Consider the following 21,340-nt stretch of genomic DNA (forward strand, 5'->3'; position numbering starts at 1 on the left):
TCCTCTAGGCCGCCGGAGCGACCTTGCACATCGCGTTGATGATCCGGTCCATCGCGTCGCCTCCGCGCGGATCTGTCAGGTTGGCCAGCATTTTCAGTACGAAGCGCATGAGCACGGGGTGGGGCAGGCCGTGACGGGTGGCGAGCTTCATCACGTGCGGGTTGCCGATCGCCTTCACGAACATCCGGCCGAGCGTGTAGTAGCCGCCGTAGGTCTGCTTCAGCGTCCGGGGGTAGCCGAGGAGTGCGCGCTCTCTCGCTGTGCCCGGCCCGCGTGCCAGCGCCTGCGCGATGACGTCGGCGGCCAGGACGCCGGACTCCATGGCGTACGCGATCCCTTCACCGTTCATCGGGTTGACCATGCCGCCGGCGTCACCCACCAGCAGCAGGCCATCACGATAGTGGGGCTGGCGGTTGAAACCCATCGGCAACGCCGCGCCACGCACAGGGCCGACCTGGTTTTCTTCCCGGTAGCCCCACTCCTCGGGCGTACCGGCGAGCCAGGCCTTCAGCAGGGAGCGGTAGTCGGCGTTGGCGAAGCCCTTGCTGGTGTTGAGCAGCCCCAGACCGACGTTGGAGGTGCCGTCGCCCATGCCGAAGATCCAGCCGTAGCCGGGCAGCAGGTTGGCGCGGCCGGCCGGACCGTCCCAGAGCTCGAGCCAGGACTCCAGCCAGTCGTCGTCGTGCCGGGGGCTGGTGAAGTAGGTCCTGACGGCGACGCCCATCGGCCGGTCCTCGCGCCGGTTGAGGCCGAGGGAGACGGAGAGCCGGCTGGAGTTCCCGTCAGCGGCGACGATCAGCGGGGCTCGGTAGTCCTTGGGCTCGGCCTGCTTGTCGTTCGTCGGCTTGACGGTGACGCCCTCGACGCGGCCAGTGCGTTCGTTCCGAATCGCTCCGGTGACGGTCGACTGCTCACGCAGGATCGCGCCGGCCTTCTCTGCCTGGCGGGCGAGCGTCTCGTCGAAGTCGGTGCGCTTGCGGACCAGGCCGTAGCCGGGGTACTCGGCCAGATCCGGCCAGGGCAACTCCAGGCGCATGCCGCCGCCGTAGATCCGCAGGCCCTTGTTCTGCAGCCAGCCGGCTTCCTCGGAGACGTCGATCCCCATCGCGACCAGCTCTTTGACCGCACGGGGCGTCAAGCCGTCGCCGCAGACCTTCTCCCGCGGGAAGGCGGTTTTCTCGAACAGCAGAACCTGCAGTCCGGCCCGGGCCAAGTGGTAGGCCGTGGTGGCACCGCTTGGTCCAGCACCGACGATGATGACGTCGGCGTCCTGGTCAGCGCTCCTGCGCACTTCGGTCCTCAGGCATCTGTGGTGTTTCGGGACCGGCTCCGGATCCAGCTCACGTGCGCGGGTCGCTCCCGGTCAGCGCTGGTCGGGTGCGGCTTGGACGTTGGATCCGGTGTCTGTACCCCATGTGTCTTCGGTCGCTAGTGAACTCGTGCTGTGACTTTGTGAACGCCTTCACTAGTCCACGCTGTACACAGTCTATTGCGTACGTCGAGCGGTTGGCTGGAGCCCCCATCCCCTTGCTACGCAGGCGATTTACGCATGATTAACCTTGCGAAAAACGGTGTTCTCGAGGAAGCGTCAGATGCTGGACGATCCATTCGATTACCGGGTCACACAATCCGGCCAGGTCCTGATCAGCAGGGGTGGCCGCCAGGTGGCGACGGTGGCGGGAGCCCGGGCCGCCCGCCTGATCGCGACCCTCGAGTCGGCAGCATCGAGTGGAGATGAGGACGCGGTTCAGCTGGCGCTGGCCAAGGTGACCGGCAACTACAAACGCGGCAACGAACGCCGATAACGGTCAGATCCAGCCGGGCCTGGCCATCCGCACGCAGCACCGGCCCGAGGCGCACAGCGGCAAGCCGCGGACAGGAGACACCGACTCGACACGCCGCTGCTCCCTGGTGACGCCGGCCGGCGACCGCCCAGCCACGGAGTAGCCATGGCTTCAGCGGGGTCCTCGCCGCCACGCCGCCCGCGCCCGTCGGAACTCTTGCTCCTCGACGCCCGCGCTCCTCGCTCACCGCGCGGGCCCGCCGGGGCGGGCGGAGCGGTGGTTAAGCAGAGCGGGCGAGGGTGAGGACGGTGGCGAGGTCGACCGGGACGGTGCCGCCGTGGGCGTCGATGGTGTCGGTGAGGGTGGCGAGCAGCGGTTCGACCCGGGCGGGGTCGAGGATGCGATAGACCGAGAACGTGCTGATCAGCGACAGCCAGCGCTGCGTGGGGTACGGGACGACCGTGTGGAACTCCTCGATACGGATATCGGTGAACAGGCCGCTGTCGTTCAGCTCGCCCGAGAACCACCTGCCCTCCGTCCGGGGCGGGGGTTCGGTCGCGGGGCGGACGAGCTCGGGCTCCATCCGCTCGTACACCTCGCGCAGCGCGGCACGCAGGTCGTCGTCGGCGAGGGTGTACTGGTGGCCGAACAGCGCGATGGCTCCGCCCGGCGCGAGCGCGGCGTGGCCCAGCGCGCACCGTCGTTCGGGGTCGACCCAGTGCCAGGCCTGCGCGCTGTACAGCAGGTCCACTCCGCCGGCAGGCGGCGAGTAGTCCTCGAACCCGCCGATCGCGACCTCGACCGAGGGCACGTCTGCGAACCGTGCGGCAAGCACGTCAGCCATCTGCCGGTCAGGCTCGACGCAGACGATCGGCACACCGCGGGCGGCGAACGCTGCCGTCGCCTTGCCCGTGCCCGCGCCAACCTCCACAGACCGCTCTGGCACCCGCCCGAGGTAGTCGAACACCGACTGGACGAGCTCGTCGGTATATCCCGCGCGTACATCGTCATACTGCTCGGCTACCTCGCCGAAGACCCGTGCCCGCTCAACCATGCGCCAAAGGTTAACCAGCCCGCGGCTGCCGATCGGTGTGCAACCACCAGGCCCGCGTCACCGGCTCGGCGGCGTCCGGCCGCGACACCCCCTCGCGCTCCGTCAGGACCTGTCGCACCGACCGGCAACCCATCGCCCGCACGGCGTCCGGCCTGGCTCCGAGCACCGCGATCGACTCGAGCTCCAGGAGCTCCGCGCGCAACCCCCGCAAGCCGGCCATCACCTCCCGCAGCTCCGCGTTCGACAGATCCCGCAGAGGCATGGAGCCGATCGCGTCCAGCTCGGCACTGATTCGGGCAAGTTCGGTAGATTCGCTCATGTGTTCGACAATAGTCCAGGCCACCGACACTCGGGTGGCAAGCGGCTCGGGCCGCCCGCCCACGCGCACCCGCATAGGATGGCCGCGCGATGGAACTTCAGCAGATCGGCGCCCAGCACCACAAGGTCAAGCAGGCGCTGTCGATCATCAAGAACGCGGGCCCCAACCCCCGCCGGCTCGTTGTCGCCGAAGGGTTGTGGGCGCACGAGCGGCTGCTCGAGGTCGACGCGCCGATCGACACGTTCTTCTGGTGCCCGGAGGCCGGCTACTCCGACGAGATCACCGAGCTCGCCGAGCGGCTGGCCCACCACGCCCGGCTCGCGTTCCGGGTCAGCGAGAAGACCCTCGCCCGCCTCGCCGAACGCGAGCGCCCCGACGGCCTGGTCTCGATCACGCAGATCCCGGTCTGGGAGCCAGACCAGCTCACTCTCCCCGACAACGCGCTGGTCGCGGTCGCCGACGGGGTGGAGATCCCCGGCAACCTCGGCACGCTCATCCGCACCCTCGATGCCTGCGCCGCCGACGCGCTGATCCTGACCAATCGCAAGGCGCGGCTCACCCATCCGAAGGTGTTCCGGGCCAGCAAGGGCATGATCCTGACCATCCCCGTACTCGACTTCGACGACACGTCCGAGGCCGTCGGCTGGCTCGAGGCCAACGAGTTCGAGGTCTACCTCGCCGACACGGCCGCCGCGAAGAACTATCGCGACTACGACTACCGCGACTCGCGCACCGCGTTCGTCCTCGGCAGCGAGCGGTTCGGCATCTCACCGGTGTGGCGCGAGGCCGGTTTTCCCGGCGTGTTCCTTCCGATGCTCGGCCGTGCCGACTCCCTGAACGTGTCGATCTCGGCATCCGTCCTGCTGTTCGAGGCCCGCGCCCAGAAGCAGAACTGGTAGCAGCCTCAGAGGTCGAGCTCGTCGACGCTGTCGAGGTTCCACGCGTGTTCGTGGCCTACGAACCGGAAGCCCACGTTGTAGTAGAGCCCGTTCTCCCTGGCCAGGTCGTCGCTGGTACGCAACACCGCCGCCCACGCACCCTGCAGCCGGGCTTCGGCGCAGGCCGCCCGCACGATCGCGGAGGCGGCGCCCTGGCCACGCGCGGCCGGCAGCGTGGCGACGGTCCAGACGTTGGCCACGCCGTCGACGAGGAGGATGCTTCCGGTCGAGACCGTCTGCCCGTTCTGGCCGACCGCGAGGTAGGTCATCGTGCCGGGCGCGTGGAAGAAGTCGACGTTGTCCTCGCCCGCGTCGGCGTCGGCCTCGCCCTGCCCGACATAGACCTGGCGGGCGACCGAACGTAGCCTGGCGAGGTCCTCGGCGGTCCGCGCGACGGATGCGGTGAGCCCTTCGGGCAGTTCGGCCGAGGCGTCGATGGACCGCAGGTCGTACGCCATCATCGCGTGCGGGCCCGTCGTCTCCCGGCCGGCGGCCCGCTCCCGCAACCAGGCAACGGTGCCGGCGTCGAAGCTCGCGGCGACGCCTCGGAGGTACAGGTGCCCGCCCGGCGGCCGCACCTTGCTGGCCCGGATCGCGCGCAACACCTCCACGAGCGGGACTCCGCTGCCCGGAACGAGCCGGACCTCGTAACGATGGCCGCCGTTGGCAGCGGGAGGTCCCCACAGGCACATCGCGCCCGGAACGTCCTCCACGCGGACGGGCACCTTCGGCCGGGAGAGGCTCCCGAGCAGGCGCAGTCCGCGCAGCTCGGCGTCGAAGACCAGAACGTCGTCCAACCTCATTCGCCACAGCATTCCATCCGGAAGGCGGTACGTCAGCCGTCGAACGGATTCGAACCGGCGTTGACGGCACCTCCGGATACGGCCTACGTTCGACGATAAGGAAAAGGTTTTCCACCGCAAGGACGTGCCGGCCACCCGAGCAGCAGAGGTGTGCCCCATGCCCGTACGACCCGTCCGTGCCGCCCTGGCCGCCGCCCTGCTGACCGCGTGCGCGGTGACGGCCGGCCCGGCCACGACCGCTCAGGCCGCGAACAGCACGCTCACCGTCAACGTCGCCGCGCCGTTCCGGCCGGTGACGCATATCGCGTCCGGCGGCCTGTACGCGCTCGCCGAGAACGACCGGCCGCCCGACAGCCTGCTCTACCCGCTCCACCTGCGTAACGTCGTCCAGCCCGCGCCCGGCGTCCAGCAGCGCCCGAACGGCCAGCCGCCCGGCGGCGACTCGCTGCGGGTCGCGCAGCAGGCGATCCGCGCCGGCGCCGGCATGGTGATCCGGATGCCCGACATCTACCCGACGTTCCCCTATCAGTGGGTGAGCTGGAGCGACTGGCTCGCCAAGGTCGACGCCCAGGTCAGCGCGCGGCTGGCGGCCACGTCGGTCACCAACGTCGAGGGCTGGGAACTCTGGAACGAGCCGGACTTCACCTGGAACACCGCCGCGGCCGGCGACTTCAACGCCGGCTGGGTGCGTACGTTCCAGCGCGTGCGCTCGCGCGACACCGTCACGCCGATCGTGGGCCCGAGCATCACCGGTTGGCGGCCCGACTGGATGCGGTCGTTCCTCACCAACGCGCGCAACAACAACGCGCTGCCCGACGTCATCTGCTGGCACGAGCTCAACCACACCGCACCGCAGATCGCCGCGAACGTGGCCGCGTACCGCGCGCTGGAACGCGAGCTCGGCATCAGCCCCCGGCCGATCTCGATCAACGAGTACGCCTGGACCGACGAGGTCTACGTGCCGGGGCTCGAGACGTCGTACGTCGCGAAGCTGGAGCGGGCCGGCGTGGAGATGGCGAACCGCGCGTTCTGGAACGAGTACGGCACGGTGAACGGCCTCGTCGTCAACAACAGCCAGCCGACCGCGCACTGGTGGCTTTACAAGTGGTACGGCGACCTGGCCGGCTCGATGGTGACCACGACGCCGCAGACGCAGACCGCGCTGGACGGGTTCGCGGCCCACGACCCCTACCGGCGCAGCGTCGGCGTGGTGTTCGGCAACGAGTCCGGCACCAACGCGGTGCGGCTGACGGGTCTCGGCGCGCTCGGCTCGTCCGTACGCGTGCGATTGGAGTCGGTGCCCGACACCGACCGGTTCACCGCGGTGGGCGCGCCGACGCTGATCTCCGACACCACGCGGACGGTCTCGGGTGGCGAGCTGACCGTCAGCGTGCCGAACATGAACGCGCGGTACGGCTACCACCTGACGGTCGAGTCGACGGCCGGCGCGCCTGCCGCGTCGCGGTTCGAAGCCGAGAACGCGTCGGTGTTCCGGGCGCAGCGCAGGTCCGGCAGTGGTGCGTCGAACGGGTGGTACGTCGGCGGGATCAACAACAGCGGCGACTTCCGTACCGACAGCTACGTCGACTTCGTGGTCAACGTGCCGGCGGCCCGCTCGTACACGATGACGATCCGGTACGCCAACGGCACCGGCGCGACGTCGACGCAGGGACTGGCGTACAACGGCGGCGGCTGGTCGACGGTCAGCTACCCGCCGACGCCGGGCTGGGGGCAGTTCGCCTCGGTCACGGCGACGGTCAGCCTGCGCGCCGGCTACAACACCATCCGGCTCGCGAAGGGATCGCCGTTCTTCGCCGGCGGGACGGGGTACGCCGAGCTGGACTACATCCAGCTGGCCTGAGCGGCTACGGCTTGTACGCCCGGTGCATCGCCACGATCCCGCCGGACAGGTTGCGCCAGCCCACGCGGCTCCACCCCGCGCCCGCGATCAGCGCCGCCAGCTCACGCTGGGCCGGCCACACCTGGATCGACTCGGCGAGGTAGACGTACGACTCCGGATTGGAGGAGATCCGGCGCGCGACCGCCGGCAGCGCGCGCATGAGGTACTCGATGTAGACCTTGCGGAACGGCCCGAACGTCGGCCGGCTGAACTCGCACACCAGCAACCGGCCACCCGGCCGGGTCACCCGCAGCATCTCCTGCAGCGCCTGGTCGACGTCCTGTACGTTGCGCAGCCCGAACGAGATCGTCACCGCGTCGAACGCGTCGTCGGCGAACGGGAGCCGCAGGGCGTCGGCCGCGACGTAGGGCAGGCCGGGGCGGTCGTGCTTGCCGACCCGCAGCATGCCGAGCGAGAAGTCGGCCGGCACGACGTACGCGCCGTCGTGCTCCAGTTGCTCGCTCGAAACACCTGTGCCCGCGGCCAGGTCGAGCACCCGCTCGCCGAACCTCGGGTCGAGCGCGCGCAGCACCTGGCGGCGCCACAACCGGTCCTGGCCGAGCGACAGCACATCGTTGACCAGGTCGTAGCGGCGGGCGACGTCGTCGAACATCGCGGCGACCTCGCCGGGCGCCTTGTCCAGGGTGGCTCTGCTCACGTGGCCAATTTCTCACGCCCTGCTCGCGATATCCGGCACCGGCCCTGCCTAAGGCCCCGCCTCGCAAATATCGTCTGACTCGCGACGCCCCGCATCCACGCTGCCGGCACCGCAGACCTTGCGAGTATGCCCGACACGAGCTTCGGCCCGCGGCACCGGCAGCGCGGCGCGGATGCGCCGCGAGCTTAACCAACGCTCTTTGGGAGACAGGGCCTAATCTGGGTTGTCGTGACGAGATCACCCGCTGCTGCGGCCGCGGAACCGGCGGGTTCGCCGGACGTGCCGCGCCTGGTCGTACGTACGACCGAGCTGTCCGACATCGAGATCCTCGACCTGCTGCCCCAGGGCCAGCCGCTGGTGTGGGTACGCCGGGGCGACGGCCTCGTCGGCCATGGCGAGGCCGTGCGCCTGGAGCTGTCCGGCCCCAACCGGTTCGCCGACGCGGTCGCCTGGTGGGCGGAGGTCTCCGCCACCGCGGCCGTCCGCGACGAGGTTTCGCAGCCCGGCTCGGGGCTGGTCGCGTTCGGTTCGTTCGCGTTCGCCGACGAGCCCGGTACGTCAATGGTGATCGTGCCCGAGACCGTGATCGGGCGCCGCGACGATCGATGCTGGCTGACCACGGTCTCCACCGAGCCGGCGCTGCCTCGGCCGCCCTCGATCGAAGAGCTGCGCTCCGACTCGCCGGCCCGCCGGCCGCGGGGCGTGGCGTTCGCCGACGGCGCGGTGACCGGTCCGGCGTACGTCGCCGCGGTCGCCGAGGCGGTCCGCCGGATCGACGAGGGCGAGCTCGACAAGGTGGTCGTCGCGCGCGACCTGCTCGCCGACGCCGAGGAGCCGTACGACCTGCGCTGGCTGCTCAACCGGCTGGCCGAGCGCTACCCCGCGTGCTGGACGTACTCCGTCGCCGGCCTGTTCGGCGCGACGCCCGAGCTGCTCGTCCGGCTGGAGAACGGGCTGGTCAGCTCGCGCGTACTGGCCGGCACGATCCGCCGCAGCGACGACGACGCGCACGACCTGCAGCTGGCGGCGTCGCTGGCGCGGTCGAGCAAGGAGCTGGAGGAGCACGAGTACGCCGTCCGTTCGGTCGCCGATGCGCTGATGCCGCACTGCTCGAGCATGAACGTCCCGGAGTCGCCGTTCGTCCTTCACCTGCCGAACGTCATGCACCTCGCGACCGACGTGACCGGCGTGATGTCGGACGCGGCGACCTCGCTCGACCTGGCCGCCGCGCTGCACCCGTCCGCCGCCGTGTGCGGCTCGCCGACGCGCGCGGCCCAGGCGATGATCGCGGAGCTGGAGGGCATGGATCGCGGCCGCTACGCCGGTCCGACCGGCTGGATGGATGCCGCGGGCAACGGTGAGTGGGGGCTCTCGCTGCGCTGCGCTCAGGTCGACAGCGACGATCCGGCGCGGATGCGGTTGTTCGCAGGCTGCGGCATCGTCGTCGACTCCGTTCCGGAAGCCGAGCTGGCCGAAACCCAGGCCAAGCTGATCCCGATCCGCGACGCGCTGGAAGGCTGAACCGGCCGGGCCAGGGTCAGGGCCAGGCCGCGGCGTGAGCAAGGCCTGTTGCGCCCGGGCCAAAGTGGCGACAGTTTTGGCGACAATCGCGGCGCCAAGATCGTCTACAAATATGTCGACGAAATCGTCGCCAATCGCGCGCCAGTCGATTGGCGACAGGATCGTCTACACAATCGCAACGCCACCCGGTCCAGCGAGCCTTGGCGACAGGATTGTCGCCAACCTTGGCCGCAATCCTGACTGGCGACCGTTTTGTAGACAAAGTTGGCGACAGGATTGTCGACGATCTTGTGGACAAGGTTGGCAACGAGGTTGTCTACGGAATCGTCGCACTTCGCCATGGCAGGCTCGCCGGTGTAGAGGCAGGCAAGCGGCTGCAGGTACGGGCGCACATCCAAGACCCCAAGCCCGACGGCTCAGAACCAGCCGTTGTCGCGGGCCAGACGTACTGCTTCGGAACGGCCGGGTACGCCGAGCTTGGTGACGATCGCGGCGAGGTGGTTGCGGACCGTCCCCGGCGAGAGGTGTACCTGGCGCGCGATCACCGAGACCGGGGTGTCGTGCTCGGCAGCGCGCAGCACGTCGAGCTCACGCGCGGTCAACGGGCAGTCCGGCGTACTCAACGCCTCTGCCGCCAGCGACGGGTCGACGTAGCGCGCTCCCCCGTGCACCCGGCGGATCACATCGGCCAGCGCGCCACCCGGCGAGCCCTTCGGCAGGAACCCCTTCGCGCCGGCGGACAGCGCGCGCTGCAGGTGGGCCGGCCGGCCCTTGCCGGTGAGGATCACGACCGCGCAGGCCGGCAGCGCCCGGGCCAGCTCCTTGGCCACCTCCAGCCCGGTCAGGGCAGGCATCTCCAAATCGACGACCGCGACGTCCGGCCGGTGCGCGAGCGCGGCCTCCACAGCGCGCCGACCATCCGCCGCCTGCGCTACGACCTCGAGGTCTTCTTCGAGATCGAGCAACGCGGCGAGCGCCACCCGGATCAGATCCTCGTCGTCGGCCAGCAGGACACGGATCACCGCGCCACCGCCCACAGACTCGCCGCCGCCGCGAAGGCGCCAGCACACAGCACACCGGTCCGAGACACACCGCCACCGGCACGCGGCACATCGGTCATCGCGCCACCACCGGCCGCGCGACCTGCCGACAATGTGAACTCGCCGGCCGCACCAACAGCCCGCACAACGCCGGTCATCGCGCCATCACCGCGCCCACGCGGCTTGCCACCAGCATGAAGCCGGCGGCCGCAACCGCACCGGTCATCGGGCCACCCGCACCCGCGCAACGTGCCGCCAGCACAGACTCGCCGGCCGCACCACCAGCCCGCACAACGCCGGTCATCGCGCCATCACCGGGCGCGCGGTCGCCTCCAGGGTGAAGACGCCGTCCTCGCTGCGCGTGCGCAGCACGCCGCCGGCTTCGGCCAGGCGGTCGGCCAGGCCGCGCAGCCCGGAGCTGTACCGGTCGGGGCCTGCACTCGTCACGCCGTCGTTCGCCACTGTCATTCGTACCTCGCCTTGGTCCCACGCCACGTCGATCGTGCACCAGCTTGCCCGGCTGTGCCGCAGCACGTTGGTACTCGCCTCCCGCAGCACCGGCACCAGCTGTGCCGCGAGCTCCGGCGGCGGCTCGGCCTCCGGCTCGGCAACCGTGCAGCGTACGCCCGACGACCGCAGGATCTCCTGGACGGCGGCGAGCTGCTCGCGCAGCGAGATCGTCCGATACCCGTGGACGACCTCGCGCAGCTCGGTGAGCGCCGACGCGGCCAGGTGCTGAACGTCGGCGGCCTCCCGGCCTGCCCGTGCGGCGTCCACGGGCGCCAGCCGCGCCGCCAGCTCCGCCTTCAGCGCGATCACCGAGAGGTTGTGCCCCAGCAGGTCGTGTACGTCGCGGGCGAACCGCAGCCGCTCCTCCGCCGCCGCCAGCTGGGCCTGCGCCCGGCGGCCCTGCTCGGCCTGCACCAGCAGGTCCCAGAACCACACCTGCAGCGCGTTGAACGCCGCCACGCCCGCCCCGATACCGCCCGCGATGATCAGGGAGTCGCGTACCGAGCCGCCGGTCCACACCGCCACGCCCACGGCGACGGCCAGCGTCGCGAAACACGCCGCGACCAGCCGCCAGCGCCGGAACAGCAGCGGTGCCGTGCCCACGATCGACGCACCGAACCACGCCCAGGTCGCCCACCGCCCGGCGGCCAGCGGCCCGGCCAGCCCGATCGACGCGACCACCGTCGCCCCGAAGGCCCAGAACAGCCGGCCTCGGGAACGAGACGTCAACCACGGCGTGACGGCGGCGTACAGCACGCCCGACTGGCCCACCGCGAACAGCAGGATGCCGAGCCCGCCAAGCCAGATCCACAGCTCCCTGGTCTCGCGGAACAGCCCGACGCCCGGCATGATCAGGCTCGTCCACGCGGTGATCGTGAGCGAGACGAGCGTCACGAACCGCACGCGCTGCAGCCGTTGCTCGGGCCGCGGCTGGGTTTCCTCGCTCACCATGCGGTGATCGTATGCGCCCGCGGCGCCCGCACGACCCATGCGATCCGCACGGCCAGGCCATGCGATCCGCAGGGCGAAGGGAGGAGCCGCGAGGGTACGGATTGCGCGGCCGCGACCCAAGCCTTGGCTACATGACAAACCCACCTTCTGCCGGTACGAGCCGGCGCCGCTCCCCCGCCAGGCGTCCCGTCCTCCGGTTCGGCTTGCACTACTTCGAGATGGTCGTCGCGATGGTCGTCGGCATGCTGGTGTTCGAGCCGGTCTGGGAGACGCTGGCCTCCGTAATCGGTCCCGGCGCCGTTGCCCTGCTCGACCGAGTCGACGCCGGCGCGCTCGTGATGGCGACGAACATGACGCTCGGCATGGCGATCTGGATGCGCGTCCGCGGCCACGGCTGGGCCGCCGTCGCCGAGATGGGCACGGCGATGTACGTGCCGTTCATCCTGCTGCTCGTGCCGTACTGGTTCGGCCTGCTTCCGGGTGAGGTGGTCACCACGGGCGGGCACGTACTGATGCTGCCGGCGATGCTGATCGCCATGCTGCTGCGGCTGGACGAGTACAGCGGCAAGCACCAGCACGCCGCCGCCGATGCCGGCCGCTCGACCGGGTTCCTGGCCGCCGTCGCGCGGCGCTGGCCGACCTGGCTGGCGCTGGTGGTGACGATCGACAACTGGGCCGACCCGATGGTGCCGCCCGCGATCGCGATGCTGTTGCTGCCCTCGGCGTACCTGCTGTTCGGCGTTGCCCGCAAGGCGTTCCGCGACCGGCGGATGCTGGTGCTGCAGATCGCCGGGATGGTGGGGTACGTCGCGCTGGTCGCGGTCGCGCTGTCGGTGCAACCGGACGTTGCCCGCTACCTGATCGCGGCCGGCTGGCTGGCGCACGCCGCATGGGACGGCTGGCACTTCGTGGTCAACAAGGTGGTGCCGCGCGCCTGGTCGGAATGGTGCGGCGTCGTCGACCTGGTGATCGGGCTCACGATTATCTTCTTCCTGTGAGCCTTCCACTGCCGGATGGGCGAAGCACCCGGGTCGCCGGGGTCTTCGCCCATCCTGACGACGAGACCTTCTTCGCCGGCGCGACGTTCGCCACGTACGCCGCTCTCGGGTGCGAGGTGCGGCTGGCGACGCTGACCGGCGGTGAGGTGTTCGGGCCTGTGCAGGTGGAGAGATACGACCGTGCGTGTGCTGCCCTGGGCGCTTCCGGCACGCAGCTGCGGCCCGGACTCTGGCAGGACCTCGGCCGGTCCGGTGCTTCGAACTCGCTGGCCGCCGCGCCGCTCGAGGAGGTGGTGGCGGCCGTCGCGGAGTTCGTGGCCGCGTTCGAGCCGCACGTGCTGATCACCAACGACGCAAGCGGTGTGACCGGCCATCCCGATCACGTACGGGCGCACGAGGCCGTCCTGGCCGCTGCCGGCGGCCGAGTGCCGATCGTCCTGGCCGGCTGCCTGCGCGCCACCGACGTCTCGGCGGCCGTCGAACGGCTCGGCGCGCTCGCGCCCGGCCAGCCGATCGGGTCCGGCGGCGTCAGCGGAGTGGACGAAGCCGACGTACTGGAGCTGGATCCGGCCACGCAGGCAAGGGAATCCAGGGCGGCGGCGCTGGACGGCTACTACCCCGGGCTCGGCTCGCGACCGCTGGAGGACCTTGTCGATCCGGCTGGCCGCGTGGGCGACGGAGTAGTGCTGCGCGCGGTCGCCGACGCGGCCCGGCACCGGGAGTACTTCCGTGCGTTCTAACCGTCGCCGAGCAGGGCCAGGTTGAACGCGGCCCGGTTGTCGCACCACCAGGGGAGCAGCCGGCTGCTTGCCACGAAGGCGAAGTCGGCCGAAGTGTCGCCGCGGTCGTACCGCATGTCCAGCGGCCAGAGGCCGGTGAGGTTGTGCCACAAACGCACGTCGGCAGCGGCAGCCAGCTCGTCGTCGGTCAGGTCGATGACCGAGCGGTAGCCGGCGGCATAGGCCGAGACGCGTTCCAGATCCGGCGGCTCGTCCCCACGCGCGAACATGAACGATGCCGAGCGGACCAGCTCGTTGGCCAGCAGGTGGACGCGCAGCCGGTCCCAGTCGATGACGGCCTGGACGGAGCCGTTCGCCCACAGCAGGTTGTTGTCGTGGAAGTCGCCGTGCGTCCAGCCGTACGGGCCGAGCTCGCGCTCGGGCGGCATCGCCGGCATCCAACGGCGCAGGAGGTCTCGGCGCTCGGGAAGGCGCTCACGCACATAGGCGTCGAAGTCGTCCGGCTCGGCGAGCGCGTCGATCTGGGCAAGGTAACGCTCGATCTCGGCGAACGTCCGCGCCGGATCCGGCACCGTCGTCCTGGCGTTGCGTGGCGTCGGCGGCAGCAGGACGGCAAGAGCCAGCTGCAACTCCCCCAGCAGGACGCCGATCCGGCGGCACTGCTCTCGGCTCAGCTGAAGACAGTCCGGGTGCTCGCCCTCCGCCCACGTGACAACGGAGAACAGGTCGTCTCCCAGACGCAGCACGCTGTCGCCCGTCTCCGTGCGAAGCGGCCGCGCGATCGGAAATCCCTTGTCGGCAAGAGCCGTCGTGATCGTATGCTGCCGCGCCATCGTCTCTGCGTCACTGTCGAGCACGTGCTTGACCGCGTACGAGCCAGTGGCGGTGTCGACGCGCCAGCTCCGGTTCATCGCACCGACCGGCAGGAACGTGCTGCGCCGGAGCTCGCCCAGGCCGTACGCGCTGACAACGCCGGCCAGTTGCTCGACACCCATTCGGGCAAGCCTACGATCGAGCCGTGCACCAGACACGGAAGGCTCGCCTGGCTACCGGGATAACCGTTCCGTACATCGAGCAAGGCGATCCCGGCGGCAGCCCCGTTGTGCTGCTGCACGCCTGGGCCGAGTCGTCAGCGTCGTTCGACCGGCTGCTGCCGTTGCTGCCCGCCGGCCTTCGCCTGCTGGCGCCCGACCTGCGTGGGCACGGCCACGCCGACCGGCCGGCCGATGGGTACACGCTCGCCGAGATCGCCACCGACGTCGAGGCGTTCCTGGACGCGGCGAGCGTACGCTCGGCCGTCCTGCTGGGCTCGTCGAGCGGTGGGTACGTCGCGCAGCAGGTCGCGGTGAGCGCACCGGATCGCGTTGCCGGACTGGTGCTCGTCGGGGCGCCGCGCAGCCTTCAGGGCCGGCCGCCGTTCGCGGAGGAGGTGGAGCGTCTCACCGACCCGGTGGATCGAGCGTGGGTGCGGGACTCACTCGCCTGGTTCCCGGTCTTTCACGAGGTGCCGGCGTGGTACGTCGAGGACCGGATCGACGATGGAGCGCAAATGCCCGCGCACGTCTGGCGCGCGAGCCTGGCCGGGTTGTGCGCCGCCGTACCCCCGACCGAGGCCGGAACGATCACCGCTCCAACGATCGTCATCTGGGGCGGCCGCGACGACCTGCTTCCCCGGGAGGACGCGGAGCGGCTGCGCGCCGCGATCCCCGGCTCGCGGCTGGCCGTCTACGACGACACCGGCCATCTCGTGCTGTGGGAGCAACCGGAACGGGTCGCCCGCGACGCCGCCGCACTCGTCGCGTCCGTGACGACCGGTTGAGCACGCGGGCTCACCGCGGCCTGGCCTCACGGAGCACGCCGGTGCGTTCGTCGCGTTCGTAGACCCGCGCTGCGTTCTTGGCGAGCTTGCGTTCGATCTCCGCACTCAGGTCTACGCCGGTCATCTCGGCGAGGCTGAGCACGTAGATCGCGACGTCGGCGAGCTCTTCGCCGAGCTCCGGCGGCTGGTGGCGCCAGGCCTCGAACGCCTCGGTGATCTCGCCCTGGAGGTAGCAGAACTCCATGGGCACGTCAGTGGTGTTGAAGCCCTTCGCGAGCTTGTTCGCCCACGCCGTTCGCTGTGCTGCTTCGACGTCCATGACCGCCTATTGTCACGGAAGAACCGGCGGAACGAGACCGCAGTCGGGCTTGCGGGCGTGTGCCGGGTCGAGGGCGTTGCGGACCAGGCGCATCGCCACCGGATCGTAGGCGACGGCGACATGCTCGCTGACCTCGTTCGCGCAGACGTCCTGGAGCAGGACGTTGGTGACGCGGGCGCCCGGGCCGGCGGTGAGGAACTGGTTGGTGTACGGCGTGACCACCTCGTCGTACCTGCTGACGATCGTGGTGTAGGTGACGCCGGACACCGTGTCGTAGCCGGCGTCGAGCCTGCGGTTGACGGCCGAGCCGACCTGCTGGTCGGCGGCGGCCTGGCCGAGGACCGGAGCCGCCAGGCCCCACACGCGGAGCTGCTCGGCCAGCGCGCCGATCCCGTCGACGGTCGTGCCGTGGTTGCTCGGCGCCATGCCGACCAGGCTGTGCACCTTGCCGGCGCCGCCCTCGAACTTGAGGTACCAGCGCGGCAGCAGACCGCCGCCCTGGGAGTGGCCCACGATGTCGACCTGTTCGGCGCCCGTCGCCTGCAGCACCTTGTCGACGAACAGCGCGACCTCCGTCGCCGACTGCGGGACCGCGGCCGTGCCCTTGACCGCGATGCCGTGCTCGTCGCCGTAGTTGAGCGCGAAGACGCAGTAGCCGTCGGCCGCCAGCTCCGGCGCGACCATGCCCCAGTTGGCGTAGGAGTTGAAGAACGTGCCGTGCAGCAGCACGACCGGACGGGGGTGCGCCTTGGTGGGCCGGCACCGCCAGTTGTTCGCGCCCGGCGGGTCGGCGTTCGGGAACAGGACGGACGTCGTGATCGCGACCGCGGCGTCGACGACCCTCGTTCGTTCGGCCGCGTCGGCGGCCTGGGCCTGCGGGACCGCGGCACCAACCGTCAGCGAACCGGCAAGCAGGACAACGGTGGCCAACCGGCGAAAGCTCCACATAACCCGTGGAGCGTAGTGACGTTACGTACCGCCGTCTAGTGCTAAGCGTGAACGGCCAGCGAGATGCCGACGTAATGCGTGATGAACGCGAGGATCGTGAACGTGTGGAAGACCTCGTGGAACCCGAACCACCGCGGCGACGGGTTGGGCTTCTTGGTCGCGTAGATGATCGCGCCGGCGGAGTACAGCAGCCCGCCGACGATGACCAGCGTGGCGATCGCGACGCTGTCGTGGAAGAAGTCGGGCAGCCAGAACGCGGCCGCCCACCCGAGCGCGATGTAGACGGGTACGTAGAGCCAGCGTGGGGCCTTCAACCACAGCACCCGGAACGCGACGCCGATCAGCGCGCCACCCCACACCAGGCTGAGCAGGATCGTGGCGTTGCGGTTGTCGAGCAGCATCAGCGTGAACGGTGTGTAGGTGCCGGCGATGATCAGGAAGATGTTGGCGTGGTCGAGCCTGCGAAGGACCGCGGCGACCTCGGGCGACCAGTTGAAGCGGTGGTAGAGAGCAGAGCCACCGAAGAGCATCGCGGCGGTGACCGCGAAAACCGCCGTCGACACCTTGGCGACCGTGGTGGGCGCGAGAACAACCAACACGATTCCCGCCGCGACGGAGATGGGGAAGGTGCCGGCGTGCAGCCAGCCACGCAGCTTCGGCTTGACCGCCTTGACGGTCTCCTTGACCTCGTGGGCGGCGGTGCCGACGTCTGGCATGTGCATGGGGTGGCCCTCCCTTCGCGCGGTTTCGCAGAGCTCCTGCAGCCAACCCTACCGGTGAGTAACAAACGGCGAGTCGAACTCCGAGCGAAGGATGCCCATCACCACTGTGTCGACGTATCGCCCGGCGAGCCACTGGTGTTCCCGCAGGCGGCCCTCCTCCACGAAGCCGACCGCCCGGTACGCGCGGATCGCGCGCTTGTTGGCTGCGTGGGTGCGCAGCCAGACGCGGCGGAGGTTGGCCAGGCGGAACGCGTAGTCGAGCAGGAGCTGGATCGCTTCCCGGCCGTAGCCCTGGCCCCAGCAGTCCTTGGCGCCGATCGTGATGCCGAGTTCGGCGTGGCCGGCGGTCTCGTCGAGGTCCTGTAGGAGGCACGTCCCGATGAAGCGGCCGTCGACCTCGATGGCGAAGCGGCGCATCGGCTGCTGCTCCACCAGCCGCTCGTACCACTTCTCCAGCCGCTCCATCGACGTCGGTGACGGCAGGTCGCCGGCGGCGAGGTCGACCTCGGGGTCGTTGTAGTACGTGAGGAGTACGGGCAGGTCCGCGCGCGTCACGCCGCGCAGGGTCACCTGGTCGCCGGTGAACATCGCCCCAGTATGTTCGCGAGAATCGGCGACGTGAACCGGATTTCGCCCGAGGAGGTGAACGGAAGCCTGCATCATACGTACGACGGTGGCGCAGACTGCATCCTCGACACCACCGCCGAACGTGACCGGCTGCGCGCGGCCCACCCCGGCTGGTTGTCGCGACATCCCCAGGGGCTCTAGGCCGACTCCACCGTCACCTCACCGGCATCGACCCGGACGAGGTGGGTCGGCTGCACCGCGGACAGCAGCTTGCGGTCGTGGGAGGCCAGGATCAGCGTGCCGTCGTACGACGCGAGTGCCTGCTCCAGTTGCTCCACCGCCGGCAGGTCCAGGTGGTTGGTCGGCTCGTCGAGCACCAGCAGGTTCGCCTGCCGCGCGACCAGCAACGCCAGGTCCGCCCGCGTCCGCTCCCCCGGCGACAGCGAGCCCGTCAGCCGCAGCACGTCGTCGGCTTCCAGGCCGAACTTCGCCAGCAGCGAGCGCGCCTCCGTCTCGTCGAGACCGGACGCCGACCGGAACGAAGCCAGCAGCGCCTCCGACGGCGACATCCCCCGCCGCACCTGGTCGATCTCGCCGATCACGACTCCACGGCCGAGCCAGCGCGAGCCGGATGTCGGCTCGAGCGTCCCCAGCAGTACGGAGATCAGCGTCGACTTGCCCGACCCGTTCGGCCCCACGACCACCAGCCGGTCGCCGTAGCGGATGTCGAGAGACACCGGCCCCAGCTGGAACGACCCCCGCTGGACCACCACCGACGACAGCCCCGCCACCCGGTCGCTGCTACGCGAAGCAGCGTCCAGCGACAGCCGCAACTCCCATGGAGTACGCGGCTCCTCCACGGCCTCCAGCCGGTCGATCGCCTTCAGCGCCCGCGCCGCACCCGCCGCACCTTTCTCGGTGCGGTTGATCCGGAAGTCGCGCTGCGCCTTGTCGTTGTCGCGCGGGTGACGCTGCTCTCGTCCGACGCCGGACCGCGCCCATTCCTTCTGCCGCCGCGCCTGCTCGGTCAGCGCCTCGCGCTTCTCCTCGTACTTCTCGTACGCCTCCTGCGCCAGCGCCCGCGCCCGTTCGCGTTCCTCGAGGTAGACGTCGAAGCCGCCGCCGTAGACCGTGCCGGTACGCGAGAACTCGTCGATGTCCAGCACCGACGTCGACACCTTCGACAGGAACGTCCGGTCGTGTGACACCAGGACAAGCCCGCCTTGACGGCCGAGGAGGTAGTGCTCCAGCCGCTCCAGCCCGGCCACGTCGAGGTCGTTGGTCGGCTCGTCGAGCAGCAGGACGTCGAACCTCGCCAGCAGCACCGACGCCAGCGCCAGCCGGGCCAGCTGCCCGCCCGACAGGCCCGAGACCTGCGTCGGCAGCCGCGACGGGTCCAGGCCGAGCTCCGCGAGTACGCCAGGCGCGCGCACGTCCAGGTCGGCGGCGCCGAGCGCGAGGTAGCGCTCCAACGCCAGGGAGTACCTCTCGTCAGCGCCCGCCGCGCCAGCCGCGAGCTCCTGCGTCGCCGCCTCCAGCTCGGCCTCGGCGACCGTCACGCCGGTACGCCGGGCGAGATAGCCCTCCAGCGTCTCGCCGGCTCGCGCGTCACGCTCCTGCGGCAGCAGGCCGACCGTCGCCGTCGACGGGCTACGACGCACCACGCCGGAGTCGGGCGTCAGCTCACCTGCCAGGACGCGCAGGAGAGTGGTCTTGCCCACACCGTTCGGCCCGACGATCGCGAGCCGGTCACCAGCGCCGACAGCGGCCGAGACGCCGCCCAGCACGAGCTGAGGGCCGAGGAAGAGTTGGACGTCCCTGAAATCGATAGAACCAAGTAGCACTGACAACTCCAATGAGCCAAAGCGCCGTACAGAGATGACGGCAGCCGTAACGAGCGGAAAAGCAAGCTCGGGCTCACGTTGTCATTCAGTGTGCTCCTTCGTCGGGGACGCCTAGAAGCATAGCCCACCACGTCAACCTGGAAACCGATGTCCGAACCCGGTCGCCGCCCAATCGGGCATCTGGCCGGGCGCCTGGGAAAGACTGGAAGCCATGTACACGAGTCTCAGCCCCGGAGCACAGGGCATCAAAGTCGAGTTCGAGGAAGCCGTCAAGCTGGCGGCGGAGTTCGGCTACGGCGGGATCGACCCCGACCTCCGTTACCTTCGTACGCTCTCCGCAAGCGAACGCGCCGCGCTGCCCAACCGCCTTGCCGAGCAGGGATTGCGCTGGGGCTCGGGCGGTGCGCCGATCGACCTGAACGCCGACGCCGCGACGTTCGGCCGGCAGCTGGCAGACCTCGGCGAGGCAGCTGGCGTGCTGCGCGAGGCCGGCGTCGAGCGGGTCGGCACCTGGATCCGCCCGATGCACAACGAGCTGACGTACCGCCGCAACTTCGCCAAGCATGTCGAGCGGATCGCGCTTGCCGGCGAGGTGTTCGCGGCCGGCGAGCTGCGGTTCGGACTGGAGTACGTCGGGCCCAAGACGTTCTGGTCGACCGAGCTCTACCCGTTCGTGCACACGCTGAAGGAGGCGCGCGAGCTGATCGCCGCGGTCGGGAACCCGAACGTGGGCATCGTGCTCGACACGTTCCACTGGTTCACCTCGGGCGAGACGGCCGACGACCTGCGTACGCTCACCAACCAGCAGATCGTCGCCGCCGATGTCAACGACGCCTTGCCTGGTCGTACGGCCGACGAGCAGATCGACAACGAGCGCGGCATGCCCGGCGCGACCGGCGTGATCGACGTGGCCGGCTTCCTCGGAGCCCTGCGCGAGATCGGGTACGACGGGCCGGTCAAGGCCGAGCCGTTCATCCGCGACCTCGGCACGCCGCAGGAGGCGGCGGAGAAGACCGCTCAGGCGCTGCGTTCGGTGAACTTGTAGATGACGAGGTCGGCGACCGGACGGTAGCCGACCGCCGCGTAGATCTTGTTCGACGTCGGGTTGGCCAGGTCGGTGTAGAGCGCACACCGCCTGGCACCCGCGTCGAGCGCACCTTGGGTGACGGCCGCGACCAGCGCGGAGGCGTACCCACGCCCGCGCAGCTCGGGCGGCGTGTAGACCGGGCCGACCCTGGTCACGCCGGCGATCGTGTGTGAGATGCCGGTGTACGACACCGGGCGGCCGCCGTCCTCCCAGACGAACGCCCGGTCCTCCAGCAGCCGGGCGTCGACGTTGGCGCCGGCGGTGCCGGAGGGTACGCCGAGGCCGCTCTCGGCCTCCAGTTCGAACGCCTCGGTCCAGGCGACCAGCAGGTCGCGGTCGTGCTGCCCGGCCAGGCGCGGCTCGCCGGTCACCGGGCGGGCCGGGATCACCTCGGCGACGTCGTGCAGGCGCTGGCGCATCGTCACCTCGACGCCGCAACCGGTGCGTTCCGACCAGATCCGGGCGAACTCCGTGGCGTACTCGAAGATCCCGGTGACCCCCGGCGCGTCGGGGCAGACCTTCAGCAGCGCGTCGGCAAGTGCCTCGATTCCCGGGAGGGGCATCGCGGTCATCATGACCTGGAACGGCGGCGTGTGCATCGCGGCGCCGACGACCTGGCCACCGGCCTCCTCGAGTACGGCGGCGAACGTCGCTCGCGCACCGGCAGGAGGCCGGGCGTCGCGACGGGAGAGGACGTTGCCCAGGATCACGGAGTGCAGTGCCGGCTCGCGTTCCAGCCAGGCGTGCGCCTGCTGCCAGAACACTTCGGCATCACTGGTCGTTTCGCACCGCATGCCGGGCAGACTAGACGACCCGCG

24 protein-coding genes are annotated in these 21,340 nt (G+C 70.2%); 9 read left to right on the forward strand and 15 right to left on the reverse strand.

Features of this window, described 5'->3' with window-relative positions:
* Nucleotides 1-4: 4 nt before the first annotated feature.
* On the reverse strand, nt 5-1,291 hold the full coding sequence (locus ACYVF6_RS20005; RefSeq protein ID WP_460523462.1) for a geranylgeranyl reductase family protein: 1,287 nt from the start codon (nt 1,289-1,291) through the stop codon (nt 5-7).
* A 301-nt stretch (nt 1,292-1,592) separates the two neighbouring features.
* Here ACYVF6_RS20005 and ACYVF6_RS20010 point away from each other — a divergent pair, with 301 nt between their 5' ends.
* A complete protein-coding gene (locus ACYVF6_RS20010; RefSeq protein ID WP_460523464.1) occupies nt 1,593-1,805 on the forward strand; it encodes a hypothetical protein in 213 nt (70 codons plus the stop codon).
* 259 nt (nt 1,806-2,064) lie between these two features.
* Here the strand turns inward: ACYVF6_RS20010 and ACYVF6_RS20015 are convergent, their stop codons facing one another.
* Nucleotides 2,065-2,838, reverse strand: coding sequence for a class I SAM-dependent methyltransferase (locus ACYVF6_RS20015; protein ID WP_460523466.1), 774 nt, complete (start codon nt 2,836-2,838; stop codon nt 2,065-2,067).
* Nucleotides 2,839-2,848: 10 nt separating this feature from the next.
* A complete protein-coding gene (locus tag ACYVF6_RS20020) occupies nt 2,849-3,157 on the reverse strand; it encodes a hypothetical protein (protein ID WP_460523468.1) in 309 nt (102 codons plus the stop codon).
* Between the two features lie 89 nt (nt 3,158-3,246).
* On the opposite strand from ACYVF6_RS20020, the gene ACYVF6_RS20025 reads away from it, so the two are divergent.
* On the forward strand, nt 3,247-4,056 hold the full coding sequence (locus tag ACYVF6_RS20025; RefSeq protein ID WP_460523470.1) for a TrmH family RNA methyltransferase: 810 nt from the start codon (nt 3,247-3,249) through the stop codon (nt 4,054-4,056).
* Nucleotides 4,057-4,061: 5 nt separating this feature from the next.
* On the opposite strand, the gene ACYVF6_RS20030 is transcribed toward ACYVF6_RS20025, so the two are convergent.
* Entirely contained in the window at nt 4,062-4,898 is an 837-nt protein-coding gene (locus ACYVF6_RS20030) for a GNAT family N-acetyltransferase (RefSeq protein WP_460523472.1), read from the reverse strand.
* Nucleotides 4,899-5,055: 157 nt separating this feature from the next.
* Between ACYVF6_RS20030 and ACYVF6_RS20035 the strand changes: the two genes are divergently transcribed.
* The gene (locus ACYVF6_RS20035; RefSeq protein ID WP_460523474.1) at nt 5,056-6,759 is read left to right on the forward strand and encodes a carbohydrate-binding protein; all 1,704 of its coding nucleotides are present in this window, start codon (nt 5,056-5,058) and stop codon (nt 6,757-6,759) included.
* Between the two features lie 4 nt (nt 6,760-6,763).
* Here the strand turns inward: ACYVF6_RS20035 and ACYVF6_RS20040 are convergent, their stop codons facing one another.
* Complete coding sequence (locus tag ACYVF6_RS20040; RefSeq protein ID WP_460523476.1) at nt 6,764-7,456, reverse strand: class I SAM-dependent methyltransferase; 693 nt, start codon at nt 7,454-7,456, stop codon at nt 6,764-6,766.
* 228 nt (nt 7,457-7,684) lie between these two features.
* On the opposite strand from ACYVF6_RS20040, the gene ACYVF6_RS20045 reads away from it, so the two are divergent.
* Complete coding sequence (locus ACYVF6_RS20045) at nt 7,685-8,977, forward strand: isochorismate synthase (protein ID WP_460523478.1); 1,293 nt, start codon at nt 7,685-7,687, stop codon at nt 8,975-8,977.
* Nucleotides 8,978-9,393: 416 nt separating this feature from the next.
* Here the strand turns inward: ACYVF6_RS20045 and ACYVF6_RS20050 are convergent, their stop codons facing one another.
* The 3 genes from ACYVF6_RS20050 to ACYVF6_RS20060 all read right to left on the reverse strand — a co-directional run bounded on the left by ACYVF6_RS20050 (nt 9,394) and on the right by ACYVF6_RS20060 (nt 11,478).
* Nucleotides 9,394-9,999 (reverse strand): response regulator, encoded by a 606-nt coding sequence (locus ACYVF6_RS20050; RefSeq protein ID WP_460523480.1) that lies wholly within the window; start codon nt 9,997-9,999, stop codon nt 9,394-9,396.
* A 172-nt stretch (nt 10,000-10,171) separates the two neighbouring features.
* On the reverse strand, nt 10,172-10,321 hold the full coding sequence (locus tag ACYVF6_RS20055; protein WP_460523482.1) for a hypothetical protein: 150 nt from the start codon (nt 10,319-10,321) through the stop codon (nt 10,172-10,174).
* Entirely contained in the window at nt 10,318-11,478 is a 1,161-nt protein-coding gene (locus ACYVF6_RS20060) for a sensor histidine kinase (RefSeq protein ID WP_460523485.1), read from the reverse strand. Before ACYVF6_RS20060 ends, ACYVF6_RS20055 begins: the two co-directional genes overlap by 4 nt.
* A gap of 131 nt (nt 11,479-11,609) precedes the next feature.
* On the opposite strand from ACYVF6_RS20060, the gene ACYVF6_RS20065 reads away from it, so the two are divergent.
* Nucleotides 11,610-12,476, forward strand: a complete 867-nt coding sequence (locus ACYVF6_RS20065) for a hypothetical protein (protein WP_460523487.1) — start codon at nt 11,610-11,612, stop codon at nt 12,474-12,476.
* A complete protein-coding gene (locus ACYVF6_RS20070; RefSeq protein WP_460523489.1) occupies nt 12,473-13,216 on the forward strand; it encodes a PIG-L deacetylase family protein in 744 nt (247 codons plus the stop codon). Before ACYVF6_RS20065 ends, ACYVF6_RS20070 begins: the two co-directional genes overlap by 4 nt.
* Here ACYVF6_RS20070 and ACYVF6_RS20075 read toward each other — a convergent pair.
* A complete protein-coding gene (locus ACYVF6_RS20075; protein WP_460523491.1) occupies nt 13,213-14,211 on the reverse strand; it encodes a phosphotransferase enzyme family protein in 999 nt (332 codons plus the stop codon). The genes ACYVF6_RS20070 and ACYVF6_RS20075 overlap by 4 nt on opposite strands.
* Nucleotides 14,212-14,234: 23 nt before the next feature.
* On the opposite strand from ACYVF6_RS20075, the gene ACYVF6_RS20080 reads away from it, so the two are divergent.
* Nucleotides 14,235-15,035 (forward strand): alpha/beta fold hydrolase, encoded by an 801-nt coding sequence (locus ACYVF6_RS20080; protein WP_460523493.1) that lies wholly within the window; start codon nt 14,235-14,237, stop codon nt 15,033-15,035.
* Between the two features lie 10 nt (nt 15,036-15,045).
* On the opposite strand, the gene ACYVF6_RS20085 is transcribed toward ACYVF6_RS20080, so the two are convergent.
* From ACYVF6_RS20085 to ACYVF6_RS20100, 4 genes are read right to left on the reverse strand one after another with little or no spacing between them, the layout of a single operon-like run.
* Entirely contained in the window at nt 15,046-15,354 is a 309-nt protein-coding gene (locus tag ACYVF6_RS20085) for a nucleoside triphosphate pyrophosphohydrolase family protein (protein ID WP_460523495.1), read from the reverse strand.
* A gap of 12 nt (nt 15,355-15,366) precedes the next feature.
* Nucleotides 15,367-16,284 (reverse strand): esterase/lipase family protein, encoded by a 918-nt coding sequence (locus ACYVF6_RS20090; RefSeq protein WP_460523497.1) that lies wholly within the window; start codon nt 16,282-16,284, stop codon nt 15,367-15,369.
* Nucleotides 16,285-16,343: 59 nt separating this feature from the next.
* Nucleotides 16,344-17,024, reverse strand: a complete 681-nt coding sequence (trhA, locus tag ACYVF6_RS20095; protein WP_460523499.1) for a PAQR family membrane homeostasis protein — start codon at nt 17,022-17,024, stop codon at nt 16,344-16,346.
* 48 nt (nt 17,025-17,072) lie between these two features.
* Nucleotides 17,073-17,612, reverse strand: coding sequence for a GNAT family N-acetyltransferase (locus ACYVF6_RS20100; RefSeq protein WP_460523501.1), 540 nt, complete (start codon nt 17,610-17,612; stop codon nt 17,073-17,075).
* A gap of 30 nt (nt 17,613-17,642) precedes the next feature.
* On the opposite strand from ACYVF6_RS20100, the gene ACYVF6_RS20105 reads away from it, so the two are divergent.
* Complete coding sequence (locus ACYVF6_RS20105) at nt 17,643-17,792, forward strand: DUF3885 domain-containing protein (RefSeq protein WP_460523503.1); 150 nt, start codon at nt 17,643-17,645, stop codon at nt 17,790-17,792.
* Here ACYVF6_RS20105 and ACYVF6_RS20110 read toward each other — a convergent pair.
* Complete coding sequence (locus ACYVF6_RS20110) at nt 17,789-19,435, reverse strand: ABC-F family ATP-binding cassette domain-containing protein (RefSeq protein ID WP_460523505.1); 1,647 nt, start codon at nt 19,433-19,435, stop codon at nt 17,789-17,791. The two genes, ACYVF6_RS20105 and ACYVF6_RS20110, sit on opposite strands and share 4 nt — an antisense overlap.
* 211 nt (nt 19,436-19,646) lie before the next feature.
* Here ACYVF6_RS20110 and ACYVF6_RS20115 point away from each other — a divergent pair, with 211 nt between their 5' ends.
* Nucleotides 19,647-20,480 carry a sugar phosphate isomerase/epimerase family protein gene (locus tag ACYVF6_RS20115; RefSeq protein WP_460523507.1) on the forward strand — a complete coding sequence of 278 codons (834 nt, stop codon included), beginning with the start codon at nt 19,647-19,649 and terminating at the stop codon, nt 20,478-20,480.
* On the opposite strand, the gene ACYVF6_RS20120 is transcribed toward ACYVF6_RS20115, so the two are convergent.
* Nucleotides 20,453-21,316 carry a GNAT family N-acetyltransferase gene (locus ACYVF6_RS20120; RefSeq protein WP_460523509.1) on the reverse strand — a complete coding sequence of 288 codons (864 nt, stop codon included), beginning with the start codon at nt 21,314-21,316 and terminating at the stop codon, nt 20,453-20,455. The genes ACYVF6_RS20115 and ACYVF6_RS20120 overlap by 28 nt on opposite strands.
* Nucleotides 21,317-21,340 lie beyond the last annotated feature (24 nt).

Source organism: Flindersiella endophytica (genome assembly GCF_054779015.1).